Genomic DNA, 14,290 nt, shown 5'->3' on the forward strand with positions numbered 1-14,290 from the left:
CACTTTTGTGGTTTAACAGTTTAAAGTGCGGTCATTATCAGGAAAATTTATGAAAATTCAGCAACTACGCTATATCGTTGAAATTGTTAATCAAAATCTAAATATAACAGAAGCCGCTAATGCCTTATTTACATCACAACCGGGGATCAGTAAACAAGTTCGTCAATTGGAAGATGAGTTAGGTTTGGAAATTTTTGAACGTAACGGTAAACATATTAAAAGTGTCACACCGGCCGGACAAAAAATTGTTGCGGTAGCTCGCGAATTATTAGTAAAAACCCTAAGTATTAAGGCGATTGCAAATGAACATACTAGCCCGAGTCATGGTGTATTCCGCATTGCTACTACCAATACGCAGGCTCGTTATATGCTGCCGAAAGTTATTAAGAAGTTCTCGGCACATTATCCCAATGTCAGTTTGCATGTGCATCAAGGTTCACCGAATCAGATTTATGATGCATTGTTGTCGAATGAAGTGGATTTAGCGATTACGACTGAAGCACAATATTTATTTGATGATGTGGTGTTGCTGCCTTGTTATATGTGGAATCGTTCCGTGATTGTAAAACAAGATCATCCGCTAGTGAAATATAAAGATAATCCGGAAGCATTAACTATACAAGAATTAGGCACGTACGCACTGGTGACTTATACTTTCGGCTTTACCGGCGTGTCGGATTTGGATACCGCTTTTAATAAAGCGGGGATTTTACCGAATATTGTCTTTACCGCCACGGATGCCGATGTAATCAAAACTTATGTGCGTTTAGGATTAGGTGTCGGAATTATTGCTTCTATGGCACATACGGAAGCTGATACGGATTTAGTGGCAATTCCGGCAAAGCATTTATTTCAAGCCAGTTCTACTAAAATTGCGTTTAAACACAGTGCATTTTTACGTAGTTATATGTATGATTTCATAAATTACTTTTCATCGCATTTAACCCGTTCAATGGTAGAAAAAGCTGAGCGTATGCGTGATAATACCGCTGTCCAGCGTTTATTTGATAATGTTGAGTTGGAAGTGTGGTAGAAAATCGCAAAATTTTCATCGGGAAATACGGTCATAACGACCGTATTTTTGTAATCTGAAGCAGTAAAAATTGTCATTTCAATTTATATTTTTTCTGATAATAAGCAAAAATAAATATCAAACCGATAATAACGGCATAAAGAATAACCGTTGGTTTTATTGCTTTAGTTGAAAGATGATAATGGATTACAGCCAATAATAATGCCAAATAACTCATTCTATGCAGTGATAACCAATTGACGTTGATTTTGTTTCGTATGAACGGAACAGCAATAATTGTTATAAAGCATAATGCCAGAAAGCTGAATAATCCGATTAGCAAATAAACTCTTTCGCTTAATTCACTAAAAAATAGGGTTATATCTAAATTTAATTCTAAAATCAGATAACTGAGAATATGCAACAGAGTATAAAATAATGTCCAAAGCCCCAATGCTCTGTGCAATGTTAACAGGCGATTAAATTTAAACATTTTTGCTATTATCCGCCATAAAAATAGCGCGATTAAAATAGTTAATGCGGTAAATCCTAAAAAATGCTGTAATTCTTTAATCGGATCCGCCCCTAAACTTTCCGTATCGTAGAATAAAACCGCGGCTAACCAACATAAAGGCGTTATACAGCCTAAATGAACTAAGATTCTTATCATATCAGTATTAGAAGTTTTCTTTTAAATTTAAATTGTTATATAAATAAGCGACTTCTTTTTCATAACCGTTAAAAGGCAGAGTAGGCTGTCGTTTTACATTAAATAACCCGCCGGAACCAATGACGCGTTCTGTTTTTTGCGACCAACGAGGATGATCAACATCAGGATTTACATTGGCATAAAAACCGTATTCTTGCGGCGCCAGTAAATTCCAAGTGGTTTGCGGTTGTGTTTCGGTAAGCCGTATTTTTACAATAGATTTAATGCTTTTAAATCCATATTTCCAAGGCACAACCAAACGGATTGGCGCACCGTTTTGTGGTGTTAAGGTCTTACCGTATAAACCAACCGACATAATTGTCAGCGGGTGCATGGCTTCTGCCAGCGTAAGGCCTTCTGTGTAAGGGTATTTCAAATTACCGCCAAATAAAGGATTTTTATGACCCGGAATATTTTCCGGATCGTAAATCGTTTCAAATGCGACAAAACGGGCTTTATCAGTAGGTTTCACTAACGCAAGCAGTTTATTTAATTCAAAACCGATCCAAGGAATAACCATAGACCAAGCTTCTACGCAGCGAAAACGATAAATACGTTCTTCGAGGGGAAATTCGGTCAATAATTGATGCAGGTTAAGTGTAAGCGGATTTTCTACTTCTCCGCTAATTTCTATTGACCAAGGATCCGTTTTTAACGTTGAGGCAAATTTAGCCGGTGATTCTTTATCTAAGCCGAATTCATAATAATTATTATATCCAATGACTTTATTTTCCGGCGTTAAGCTCAGTGCCGTATTTTGCGTATCGCGGGCAAAATTCAATGCACTGCGATTATCCGTTCCTTTTAGTAATTCTTCGGCATTTGCCAGTTGAGGGAGTGCAACAGTTGTGCCAATAATTCCCATGGACTTAATGAATTTTCTTCTTTGATGGAAAATTTCTTCAGGTGTAATATCCCGGGGGGTAAATTTTAGCATTTTAATCTCCTTTTACTGTTGCACTAATTTCGGTCAAATTACATTTTTTCTTTCTTCATGCTGTCTTTTGACATCATTTCTTGGGTATTTTTCATCCCCTCTGTTTCCGTTTTTTTCATTTTATTCATGTTATTCATATCGGATTTCATGTCAGACATAGAATCTGATTCCATTTTCTGCATTTTTTGCATACAATCTTGATCATTCTTTTGACAGCCAGACTTCATTTCATGGGCATAGCTGACACTTGAAAACATAGAAATAATTGAAAGAATGGAAAGTGCTCTAAGAAATTTTTTCATATTTTTCTCCTTTAATAAAAATTTTGTAATGATTAAATTTTTAGTGAAAAACGGTGAAGAAGTGTTTTTCATTGTATTAGTCGTTGCACAAGACAAATACTTACAAAATTTTTTAAAAAATTTTAAAAGGATATTAATGAATGATTGAAAAAGGATCAAAACAATTTATTTCACCGGAACAAATTGCTGAAATCAGAGAGCAAATGCTGAAATTTGCTTATCTCCAGTTACAAGATAATCCATTGGCAGAGGATATTGTTCAAGAGGCATTTTTTTATGCTTTAAAAAATATTGGCAGCTTTCAACGACAAGCCGCGTTAAAAACATGGATTTTTGCCATCTTAAAAAATAAAATTATTGATTATTTTCGTCAAAAAGGCCGTTTTGTTTTGGAAAGCGAAATCGTTGATGAACAGACGGATTCAGGTAATCATTTTTTTGACGAACAAGGGCATTGGAAGGAAGAATACTACACGGACTGTCGGCAGGAATCGGAAAGTGCGGTTTATTCTGAAGAATTTTGGTTATTATTTGAAACTTGTTTAACTCGTTTACCGGCATTGCAAAGTAGAGTATTTATGATGCGGGAATACTTTGAATGCTCAACGAATGAGATCTGCGAACAAGTGGAAATCAGTTCATCAAACTTACATGTTTTGTTATATCGGGCAAGATTACAATTACAACATTGCTTAGCCAAAAAGTTAATGTAGAGAGGTGATAAAATGAAATGTATTGAAGCAACTAAAACGATTTCCGATGCGAAAGAACGTCAGCTTTCTTTATCTGAAAAAACAAAGTTAACGGCACATTTATTAATTTGCTCTTACTGTCGAGGTTTTAAGAACAATTGCGAAAAAATGAGTAGAATGATGAAATCTTTTGCAAATCCCGATTGATAAGTCGGCGTAACCATAAAAATGCCTTGATAAAAACTATCAAGGCATTGATTTTTAATTAGAAGCTCGCATTACGCGGCGTACGTGGGAATGGAATCACATCACGAATATTTTGCACCCCGGTCACATATACGATTAAACGTTCAAAACCTAAACCAAAACCGGAATGAGGTACTGTGCCGTATTTTCGTAAATCGCGATACCACCAGTAATCTTCCGGGTTTAAGCCCATTTCAGCCATGCGTTTATCAAGCATATCCAAACGTTCTTCACGTTGCGAACCTCCGATAATTTCACCGATTCCCGGTGCCAATACGTCCATTGCCGCTACCGTTTTACCGTCTTCATTTAAACGCATATAGAAAGCTTTAATATCTTTCGGATAGTTTTTCACAACAACCGGTGATTTGAAATGTTCTTCCGCCAAATAACGTTCGTGTTCGGAAGATAAGTCAATTCCCCAAGATACCGGAAATTCAAATTTTTTGCCGGATTGCAGTAAAATTTCAATAGCATCGGTATAATCGATTTGGGCAAAATCGGAGCTGATAAATTGTTCCAAACGGGTAATCACATCTTTATCTACGTGTTTAGCGAAAAATTCTAAATCATCACGACGTTCTGCCAACACTGCTTTGAAAACATATTTCAACATATCTTCCGCAACTTTAGCGTTCTCTTCTAAGTCGGCAAAAGCGATTTCCGGTTCCATCATCCAGAATTCGGCTAAGTGGCGAGTTGTATTAGAATTTTCTGCACGGAAAGTCGGGCCGAAAGTATAAACTTTGCTTAATGCACAAGCATAGGTTTCAGCGTTTAGCTGACCGGATACGGTTAAGAAAGATTCTTTACCAAAGAAATCTTGAGAAAAATCCACCGCACTTTTGTCATCACGCGGTAAGTTTTCTAAATCTAAAGTGGAAACGCGGAACATTTCGCCCGCACCTTCAGTATCGGATGCAGTGATGATCGGAGTAGCAACCCAATAGAAACCTTGCTCGTGGAAAAAACGGTGAATGGCTTGTGCCAAACAATGACGTACGCGAGCTACCGCACCGATAATATTGGTACGTGGGCGTAAATGTGCCACTTCGCGCAGATATTCGATACTATGGCGTTTTGCCGCCATCGGATAAGTTTCAGGATCTTCTACCCAACCGGTGACTTCAACGGTTGTAGTTTGTAATTCTACCGCCTGACCTTCAGCCGGTGATTCAACCACTTGACCGGTAACAACAACGGAACAACCTGTGGTTAAATGTAAAACTTCATTGTCGTAATTTGTAATATCATTATTTATGATAGCTTGAATGGGATCAAAACAAGAACCGTCATACACCGCTAAAAAAGAAAGACCTGCTTTTGAATCGCGACGGGTTCGCACCCAACCGCGGACGGTGACAGTTTCACCGATTTTAACTTTGCCTTTTAATACATCAACAATAGATGCTACTTGTGACATTTTAAACCTCTATATTTCTTAGAAAAAATTGCTGTTTATTCTACCTTAATTTCATGAAATTACCAAAATATTCATTAATTTTGTGACGTAACACACAAAAATGAAGTTAAACACTTGTTTACATAAAAAGAAACGAGTATAACATCACACTTGATTTAGAAATACAAAGGAAAAAGCTATTTATGGCAAGAAAAAAAATGGATTCGTTACTTTCATCGGTAAAAGTGCAGCACCTTGGGCGTGTTTACCGTTTGATTGAACAATTTGATTTAATATCACGGATTGATTTATCTAAATTATCAGGCTTTGTGCCGGCAAGTATTACAGCGCTAACTCGTGATCTTATCGGCGCTCAATTTATTATGGAGCGTACATCACAGTCAACTGTAGTGAGAGGTCGTCCTGCCATGGGATTGTGTATTTCGCCTTTTTATTGGCAGACTCTCTGTGCAACTTTAACGGAAGATCGGTTGGATATTGTTTTATGCGATCTCACCGATGAAATTTTTGCTCATCAACAATATACGTTGATGCAAGAGGATTTTCTGAATTTGGAACAAATAGTACTTAATCATGTATTATCGTTTGCAGAGCAAAATAAAGATAAAATTTCTCATTTATTGGCATTTTCCATTGCCGTTGCAGGACAGTTGGATAAGGAAAAACAAACGATTCGTTTGGGAACGCATTACCTGAATTTAGATCTGAATGAACTGTTTGAGCCGTATTTTAAGGTTCCTGTGATTGTCAGTGAATATTTTAAAGATTGGGTTGCCGCAGAATCTACCTTAGGCAGTGCGATTAATTGTAATGACGTACTGTTTTTACAATTAGATGACGTAATTAATTTGAGCGTATTATTGCAAGGTCAATTTTTGCAAACTGATAAACAAATTCGCATGAATATTAATCGTGTGAATTTGCCAAAAGTTACTCCATGGAGCGAGCAAATCAATCAGCACTTATCCGAAATCGAGAAATATGAATTTCAGCACCAACTCACCCACGAAGCTATTTATCAACTTATTGATTTGGCATTTCCGAATAATGCGTTGGAAAATACATCGCAGAAAATCAATTTTTTATGTACGCAAGCTAATGAGAATAATGAAAGTGCGGTTAAAATTCTGCATCATTTGGCGGACAGTTTATCTTATGTGTTGATGAATTTGGTCAATATGTTTTCATCAGAAAAAATCGTTATCAGTTCCAGTTTATTAGGGGCGAAAAAGATTTTCTTAGAAAGACTCAACAAAAAACTCAATGAAAATTTATTGTTGGACGAATTACACGTAGAAATCGCCACCAGTAAATATCCATGGAATAGTGCGGTCGTTGCAAATAGTGCAATTAAACAATGTTTGTATGATGGTTCGCTACTTGCTCATGTTTTAGTGAGTTAATCAATAAAAATTTGTGTTAGCTCAATATTTTGCTTACAAATTTTAGTTAAAATTCCCCTGATTTTAGTATTAGGGGGGGATTTATGAGCAGTTTTTTTGTGACCGGTACGGATACCAATGTGGGAAAAACCGTGACGAGCCGAGCCATTATACAAGCCATGCAAAATGCAAATGTGCAGGTAGTGGGTTATAAACCGGTTGCCTGCTCTGAAGAAGAATCTGTTTATCCTGAACAGAAAGTGGCTAATGATGACATGAATGATTATTCTTCCGAAGATCATCCTGATGTACTTGTGCTAATGAATAGCACAAATGAAACTGTTTCATATCGCGAAGTCAATTCTTATACTTTTTCTCAAAATTATGTGCCTATAATGACACGGCCGAACGGTGTCAGTATCGATTTAAGCAAATTAAATCATGATTTAGACAGGCTTAATTCAAAATATCAAGCAGTGCTTGTTGAAGGCTGTTTCGGTTGGTTAACGCCGTTGAATCAAGAATATACTTTTGCAAATTGGGTGCAGCAACGAAAAATGCCTACGGTATTAGTGGTAGGGATTAAAGAAGGTTGTATCAATCATGCGTTGCTCAGTGTGCAGTCCATTCAAAATATGAATGTGCCGTTGCTCGGTTGGGTAGCTAATCGTATTAATCCGGGATTAAGCCACTATGCGGAAATCATTGAAACCTTAAAACAAAAAATCGATGCGCCGTTGCTTGGGGAAATTCCTTATATTCACCATCCGGAAAAACAAGATCTGAGCCGTTTTATAACAAATTCGGAACGTTTGATGTATATGAAAACCGAATTGGTGAAATAGAGAAGTGCGGTCAAAATCGACCGCTCTTTTTTTATCGTTTCAGATTTTATTTCGTAATTTCATAACAAGGTTCATAGGCATCACCATCGGGGAATTTCATGCGGTGTTGTGTCACAAAATCTTGTAATACCCGATCGATTTTTTCCATTAATTGCGGATCGCCTTGTAATTTGAATTTACCGAGTTGCTCGATTAAATCAATCGTTTCCGGCTTGATATTACCTGCAACGATACCGGAGAATACACGACGTAAATTGGCAATTAAATTAATTTTCGGTTGTTCGAAATGTAAATTTAAATTAGCCATATTTTCATGTGTCGGATTAAACGGATGCTGGAATTGTTCATCAATTTTTAACGTCCAGTTAAAGTTGTAAGAATCGCCGTCTTTGTAACGACGTTCTCTAATATTCGCCATAGCTCCGCTCATTTTACGGGCTACCGCACTTGGGTTATCAATAATAATTTCATACAGTTGTTGTACTTCCGAACCAAATATTTCACCGATAAAATGATCGATAGTCGCAAAATAAGCCGCACTTTCTTTCGGACCGGTGAGAATCAACGGTAGTTGCTGGAATTTATTTTCCGGATTCATTTTAATTCCCAAAATATAAAGAAACTCTTCAAATGTGCCGGGGCCGCCGGGGAAAATGACGATACCGTGTCCCATGCGAACAAAGGCTTCGAGACGTTTTTCAATATCCGGCATGATGACCAATTCATTGACTATCGGGTTAGGCGGTTCGGAAGCGATAATAGACGGTTCCGTAATACCGATAAAGCGGCTGTTTTTATAGCGCTGATTGGCATGACCGATAGCCGCTCCCTTCATCGGGGCTTCCATTACGCCGGGACCGCAACCAGTGATAATATTTAATTCTCTTAGTCCTAATTCCTGCCCGACTTTGCGGCAATATTGGTATTCGATATCGTTCACGGAATGACCGCCCCAACACACCACTAAATTAGGATGTTCGCCCACAATCAATGCTTTGGCGTTGCGTAAAATAGAGAACACTTGATTAGTAATGGTTAATGATTGGTTCGTTTCCGCTAAATGCAGGCGTTTTGCCACCACATTTACAAAAACAATATCCCGTAACACGGCAAAAAGATGATATTGAATGTTACGAATAATACGATCATCCACAAAAGCATCTTCCGGCGGATTGTGTAATTCTAGAGTAACACCGCGTTCACGGGCGACTAAATTAATATCAAAATTCGGATATTTATTCAATAATGCCCGGCTGTCATCTGTTACCGCACCGGAATTCAGCACGGCAAGAGAGCAGTTGCGATAAAGTTTATAGAGATCGTTTTTTGTTTCTTTGGTTAATAATTCCACTTCAAAATGAGAAAGCTGATCCATGCTTCCTCGAGGATTAACGTAATATATACTCATTTATTTTTCCTTATATTTTAATGGTGGCTCCGACCAATTATTATTGACGTGCCAATCGACAATTTTCCGGCACATTTTCAAAATTAGAGCGAAAAGGATTAATATCCAATCCGCCGCGACGGGTATAACGAGCATAAACCGTCAGTTTTTGCGGTTTGGCGTGTTGCATTAGATCGCAGAAAATTCGCTCCACGCATTGTTCGTGAAATTCATTATGTTGACGAAAAGAAATAAGATAACGCAATAGTTTTTCACGGTCGATTTTGTTGCCGACATAATGAATTTGCACGCTTCCCCAATCAGGCTGAGAGGTGATTAAACAGTTGGATTTTAGCAAATGACTGACCAGATTTTCATCTACCATTTCATTAGTCGTGCAATTTTCCAGCAATGCCGCACTAAAATTATAATGAGCGATTTCAATATCTTGCTCATCAATACATTCACCGGGTAATTCTGAAATTCTTGAAGTGCGGTAGTTTTTCAAGGAATTTAACCGCACTTTTACATCACCTTTAGCACAATCGGACAGATCTTGCTGTATTGTGCGTTGAACTTCGTCGAAATTGCTGAATTTAGTTTGATTGAAGCTATTCAAATAAAGTTTAAAACTTTTAGATTCGATAAGATTTTCACTGCGGTAATCAATTTCCACATCAGCAATCGCTACTTGTGGCAGACCTTTAGGATTTAACCACGAAATCTCGTAGGCCGTCCAAATATCAGCTCCTTTCGTAAACGGCTGTTGTTTAGTGATGCCTAATTGATCCCGATTTAAACGACGAGCGACCGGTTGGAGCAGCGTAGCATCATATTGATCGGTGTAATTCGTCACTTGACCGAGTTTTAATGTTTTTAAACTGTTATCATTGTAATTCATTTGTTTTGCTCTTATTGTTAAAAATTTTCTAAGATCATACCGCACTTTTGTAACTTTTTAATAAAAATTTAAAAGTTTCCATTTTTTCAATTAAAACCATAAAATTAATTTGTGATCTGAATCACAAAATCGTATATTTATCTACATTGCGCTTGCTATTATGTTAATAAACTGTTATTTGTTTCTCGTCCTAAATGATATTCAACAGCAGTATTCACACAACATTAAATCATAAATATGGAGAACCATTATGAAAAAACTCTTAAAAATCAGCACGGTTGCAGCATTAATGTTTGGTTCAAGCGTCGCGATGGCGGCAGATAAAATCGTCACTATCGGTACCGGCGGTCAAACTGGTGTTTACTATGTAGTTGGACAATCTGTTTGCCAATTGGTGAATCGCGATTCTGCGAAAACCGGTGTGAAATGTAATGCACCGTCCACGGGAGCCTCAATTGCAAATTTAAATGCAATCGCCAGCAACCAAATGGAAATGGGTATTGCACAATCTGACTGGCAATATCACGCTTATAATGGTTCAAGTTCTTTTGAAGGTAAAAAGAACGATAAATTACGTGCGGTATTCTCTATTCACCCGGAACCATTCACATTAATGGCACGTGATGATGCGAATATCAATAGTTTTGATGATTTGAAAGGTAAACGTGTGAACGTGGGTGATCCGGGTTCCGGTACACGTGCTACCATGAATGTTATTTTGGCGGCAAAAGGCTGGTCGGATAAAAATTTCAAAGTGGCTTCCGAATTAAAACCGGCAGAGATGGCTTCCGTAATGTGTGATAACAACTTAGATGCGATCACCTATAACGTAGGGCATCCGAACGGTGCGTTAAAAGAAGCCGCGGCATCTTGCCCGTCTCATTTAGTGCCGGTAACAGGTCCTGAAATTGATAAATTGGTGGCTGATCATTCTTATTATGCAAAAGCTGTGATCCCGGGCGGTTTATATGCCGGTACGGATAAAGCCGTTGATACATTTGGTGTGTACGCAACATTAGTGTCATCATCCGATGTGGATGCAGATACGGTTTATGCAGTCGTGAAAGCCGTGTTTGATAACTTTGATCGCTTCAAACGTTTACATCCTGCATTTGCTAACTTAAAAGAAGACGAAATGATTAAAAATGCACTTTCAGCACCATTACACGACGGTGCGGTGCGTTATTATAAAGAACGCGGTTGGATGCAATAATTCATCACGTTTTTAGGCAGGCTCGAAATTTACTCGGTGCCTGCCTTTTGTTTTTATAATAGAAAGAGGTTGTTATGTCTAAAAAAACACCGGAATTTAATTACGACGATTTACAGGATATGGTCGCCTCCAGCGATTCCGGCGGTCGTGAACCGACAGGTTTTCCGAAAAAATTAATTTTTGCTACCGCACTTTTATGGTCATTATTTCAACTATATTATGCTTCACCCGTACCATTTTGGTTGCAGGAAGTCGTGCGTAGTATCGGGCTTGATATTAATGTAGTATTTGATGATACTAAAGCACGTTCCATTCATTTAGCTTTTGCCTTATTTTTGGCCTATTTATCTTATCCGGCATTAACGACATCGCCTAAAAGACGCATTCCGATACAGGATTGGATTTTTGCTATTGTCGGTGCGTTTTTAGCTTCTTATTATTTATTCTTTTACGATCAACTGATTACCCGTTTCGGTGCACCGAATACGCAGGACATTATTGTGGGTTGTGCAGGAATCGTTTTGTTATTGGAAGCGACTCGCCGAAGCTTGGGATTACCGTTGGTGGTCATTGCTACGGTTTTTTTGATGTATAATTATTTCGGTCAATTTTTCCCGACGGACTGGATTATCAGCCACCGTACAGGCACTTTATCACATATTATCAATCAACAATGGATTACTACCGAAGGTGTTTTCGGTGTAGCGTTAGGCGTTTCCACTAAATATGTATTCTTATTCGTTTTATTTGGTGCATTGTTGGATAAAGCAGGGGCAGGGAACTATTTTATCAAAACCGCCTTTGCGTTTTTAGGCCACTTGCGTGGCGGCCCGGCAAAAGCAGCGGTTGTGGGTTCGGCGTTAACGGGTGTAATTTCAGGATCGTCCATTGCCAATGTGGTCACAACAGGTACATTTACTATCCCTATGATGAAACGCGTGGGATTTTCTGCTGAAAAAGCAGGTGCGGTTGAAGTAGCTTCATCGGTGAACGGCCAAATTATGCCTCCGGTTATGGGGGCTGCGGCATTCTTGATGATTGAATATGTAAATATGCCGTATAGTCAATTGATCACACATGCTTTCTTGCCGGCATTTATTTCTTATATTGCATTAATTTACATTGTTCACTTAGAAGCCTGTAAAATGAATTTGCAAGGTTTAGAACGCAATGAAATGGAAGTAACAAAACCGTGGGTGATTTATTTATTACGTACTTTGTCAACCTTTATCATTATTTGTTTAGTATTTTTTGCTGTGGAATATGGTTTAGGCTGGTTAAAAGTGATTGTACCCAATGCGGCATTTTTAATTGTGTTAGCCTTACTTGCTGTAATTTATGTGTTGGCATTACGCCGTGTGGCTAAATTCCCGGAATTGGAATTAGATGATCCGCATGCCCCTATAGCTGCATTACCGGCAACCAAACCGACAGTTAATGCGGGTTTGCATTTCTTATTACCGGTTGTGATTTTAATCTGGTGCTTAATGGTTGAACGTCTATCACCGGGATTATCCGCCTTCTGGGGAACATTGGCATTAATCGTTATTTTATTGACCCAACGTCCATTATTAGGATTTTTCAGAAATCAACCGCACTTTGTGCAAGATTTTAAACAGGGCTGGAAAGATTTAATTGACGGGCTAGAAGCAGGAGCCCGTAATATGATCGGTATCGGTATTGCTACAGCAACGGCAGGGATTATTGTGGGAGTCGTGGCATTAACCGGCTTTGGCGTGCAATTATCATCCATTATCGAAACACTTTCTATGGGCAGTTTGCTGATAATGTTGATTTTAGTTGCCTTGTTCAGCTTAATTCTGGGTATGGGCTTGCCGACAACGGCAAACTATGTAGTGGTGTCGTCTTTAATGGCAACGGTGATTGTAGAATTAGGTCGTCAAAACGGTTTAATCGTGCCGCTTATCGCCGTGCATTTGTTTGTGTTCTATTTCGGTATTATGGCGGATGTAACTCCACCGGTCGGTTTGGCTTCTTTTGCAGCGGCGGCAATTTCCGGCGGTGATCCGATTAAAACCGGGATGACCGCGTTTATGTATAGTTTGCGTACCGCTATTTTGCCATTTCTGTTTATTTTTAATACAGATTTATTATTAATTAACGTCGGATTATGGAAAGGCTTGTTAGTTTTTGTAGTAGCAACTATCGGTATACTGGCCTTTACCGCCGCTTCAATGGGCTATTTTTTCCGTAAAAACCGTTTATGGGAAACGGTGGCATTGATTGTATTGGCATTTGCCTTGTTCCGTCCAAATTTCTTTATGCAATATATTTCCCCGAGCGAACAAAATATTGAACCTACACAACTGATACAAGAAATGGAGCATGCTAACAAAGGTGATTTGCTCACCTTAAAAGTTGCCGGTATTAACCCGTATGGTAATCCGATAGAATTTTTTGCTCAATTACCGGTCATGGAAGGTAATTCGGGAGAAGAGCGGTTACAAAAAATGGGGATTACCTTACTTGCTAACGATGATAAGGTGATCATTGATAATGTAGAAATTGATTCTGCGGCGGCTAAAGCAGGTTTAAATTGGGATCAAACCGTACTGAGTGCGGCATTACCGATAAAAAATGCGTTAGCAAAAGAATGGCTCTTTATTCCCGCTTTATTTGGAATTTTAGCGATTGCTTTGTTACAACGTCGTCGAACAGTATAAGGAATGTTTATGTTTAATCGAATTTTAATTGCTGTGGATTTAGGGCGTTTGGATGATGCGAAAAAAGCAGTAAGTACCGCATTAATGCTGAATAAGGATAATCCCGATGCGATTTATCGTGTGATGAGTGTAATACCGCCGGCAGGCAGTAGCTTTGTTTCATCGTTTTTACCTAGCCATTTTGATCAAGATGTGATGGATGAGGCAAATAAAGCATTACATGATTTCACTAACACTCATTTTCCTGAAGGAGCAAAAGTACAGCATATCGTGGCACATGGTCCTGTGTATGAAGAAATCAACCGTATTGCTCACGAGAAAAACATTGATTTGATTATTATGATGGCTATTCGAGAAGGTAAGGACGGTTTAAGTTCCAACACTTTAAAAGTTGCCAGAGACAGTGATCGTTCGGTATTGATTTTACGATAATGGATAACTAAAAGGGCGTAAGATACGCCCTCAGACTACTGACAAACCCACTCCCGCTTTGCTTTTCAAAGCAATTTGATAAAAGAGGGTTTATTTTTTAGTTTTTTCACCTTTCTCTTGATATT

14 protein-coding genes are annotated in these 14,290 nt (G+C 38.3%); 8 read left to right on the forward strand and 6 right to left on the reverse strand.

Annotation, left to right across the window (positions count from 1 at the left end; translation table 11 throughout):
• Positions 1 to 49 precede the first annotated feature (49 nt).
• Positions 50 to 1,033 (forward strand): HTH-type transcriptional regulator CysB, encoded by a 984-nt coding sequence (gene cysB, locus EDC44_RS10010; RefSeq protein ID WP_131978254.1) that lies wholly within the window; start codon positions 50 to 52, stop codon positions 1,031 to 1,033.
• 73 nt (positions 1,034 to 1,106) lie between these two features.
• Here the strand turns inward: cysB and EDC44_RS10015 are convergent, their stop codons facing one another.
• The 3 genes from EDC44_RS10015 to EDC44_RS10025 are packed head-to-tail and all read right to left on the reverse strand — an operon-like array spanning position 1,107 to position 2,960.
• A complete protein-coding gene (locus EDC44_RS10015; RefSeq protein WP_131978256.1) occupies positions 1,107 to 1,682 on the reverse strand; it encodes a ferric reductase-like transmembrane domain-containing protein in 576 nt (191 codons plus the stop codon).
• Between the two features lie 7 nt (positions 1,683 to 1,689).
• A complete protein-coding gene (gene msrP, locus EDC44_RS10020) occupies positions 1,690 to 2,658 on the reverse strand; it encodes a protein-methionine-sulfoxide reductase catalytic subunit MsrP (protein ID WP_131978258.1) in 969 nt (322 codons plus the stop codon).
• A gap of 38 nt (positions 2,659 to 2,696) precedes the next feature.
• Positions 2,697 to 2,960: a hypothetical protein gene (locus EDC44_RS10025; RefSeq protein ID WP_131978260.1), complete on the reverse strand. Its 264-nt coding sequence runs from the start codon at positions 2,958 to 2,960 to the stop codon at positions 2,697 to 2,699.
• Positions 2,961 to 3,100: 140 nt separating this feature from the next.
• Between EDC44_RS10025 and EDC44_RS10030 the strand changes: the two genes are divergently transcribed.
• Both EDC44_RS10030 and EDC44_RS10035 read left to right on the forward strand, forming a co-directional pair.
• On the forward strand, positions 3,101 to 3,673 hold the full coding sequence (locus EDC44_RS10030) for a sigma-70 family RNA polymerase sigma factor (RefSeq protein ID WP_131978263.1): 573 nt from the start codon (positions 3,101 to 3,103) through the stop codon (positions 3,671 to 3,673).
• 12 nt (positions 3,674 to 3,685) lie between these two features.
• A complete protein-coding gene (locus EDC44_RS10035; protein ID WP_131978266.1) occupies positions 3,686 to 3,859 on the forward strand; it encodes an anti-sigma factor family protein in 174 nt (57 codons plus the stop codon).
• Between the two features lie 58 nt (positions 3,860 to 3,917).
• Here the strand turns inward: EDC44_RS10035 and asnS are convergent, their stop codons facing one another.
• Positions 3,918 to 5,321 (reverse strand): asparagine--tRNA ligase, encoded by a 1,404-nt coding sequence (gene asnS / locus EDC44_RS10040; protein WP_131978269.1) that lies wholly within the window; start codon positions 5,319 to 5,321, stop codon positions 3,918 to 3,920.
• Between the two features lie 182 nt (positions 5,322 to 5,503).
• Here asnS and EDC44_RS10045 point away from each other — a divergent pair, with 182 nt between their 5' ends.
• Positions 5,504 to 6,724 carry an ROK family protein gene (locus EDC44_RS10045; protein WP_131978272.1) on the forward strand — a complete coding sequence of 407 codons (1,221 nt, stop codon included), beginning with the start codon at positions 5,504 to 5,506 and terminating at the stop codon, positions 6,722 to 6,724.
• Positions 6,725 to 6,807: 83 nt separating this feature from the next.
• Complete coding sequence (gene bioD, locus EDC44_RS10050) at positions 6,808 to 7,548, forward strand: dethiobiotin synthase (RefSeq protein WP_131978275.1); 741 nt, start codon at positions 6,808 to 6,810, stop codon at positions 7,546 to 7,548.
• A 46-nt stretch (positions 7,549 to 7,594) separates the two neighbouring features.
• Here bioD and ppnN read toward each other — a convergent pair whose 3' ends face one another.
• Positions 7,595 to 8,956 carry a nucleotide 5'-monophosphate nucleosidase PpnN gene (gene ppnN / locus EDC44_RS10055; RefSeq protein WP_131978278.1) on the reverse strand — a complete coding sequence of 454 codons (1,362 nt, stop codon included), beginning with the start codon at positions 8,954 to 8,956 and terminating at the stop codon, positions 7,595 to 7,597.
• Between the two features lie 40 nt (positions 8,957 to 8,996).
• Positions 8,997 to 9,836 (reverse strand): NADPH-dependent 7-cyano-7-deazaguanine reductase QueF, encoded by an 840-nt coding sequence (queF, locus tag EDC44_RS10060; protein ID WP_131978281.1) that lies wholly within the window; start codon positions 9,834 to 9,836, stop codon positions 8,997 to 8,999.
• Between the two features lie 250 nt (positions 9,837 to 10,086).
• On the opposite strand from queF, the gene EDC44_RS10065 reads away from it, so the two are divergent.
• From EDC44_RS10065 to EDC44_RS10075, 3 genes are all read left to right on the forward strand, one after another.
• Positions 10,087 to 11,049 carry a TAXI family TRAP transporter solute-binding subunit gene (locus tag EDC44_RS10065; protein ID WP_131978284.1) on the forward strand — a complete coding sequence of 321 codons (963 nt, stop codon included), beginning with the start codon at positions 10,087 to 10,089 and terminating at the stop codon, positions 11,047 to 11,049.
• Positions 11,050 to 11,123: 74 nt separating this feature from the next.
• Positions 11,124 to 13,733 (forward strand): TRAP transporter permease, encoded by a 2,610-nt coding sequence (locus EDC44_RS10070; protein WP_131978287.1) that lies wholly within the window; start codon positions 11,124 to 11,126, stop codon positions 13,731 to 13,733.
• 9 nt (positions 13,734 to 13,742) lie between these two features.
• Positions 13,743 to 14,165 carry a universal stress protein gene (locus EDC44_RS10075; RefSeq protein ID WP_131978290.1) on the forward strand — a complete coding sequence of 141 codons (423 nt, stop codon included), beginning with the start codon at positions 13,743 to 13,745 and terminating at the stop codon, positions 14,163 to 14,165.
• Positions 14,166 to 14,290 lie beyond the last annotated feature (125 nt).

The organism is Cricetibacter osteomyelitidis, from assembly GCF_004340985.1.
Lineage (GTDB): Bacteria > Pseudomonadota > Gammaproteobacteria > Enterobacterales > Pasteurellaceae > Cricetibacter > Cricetibacter osteomyelitidis.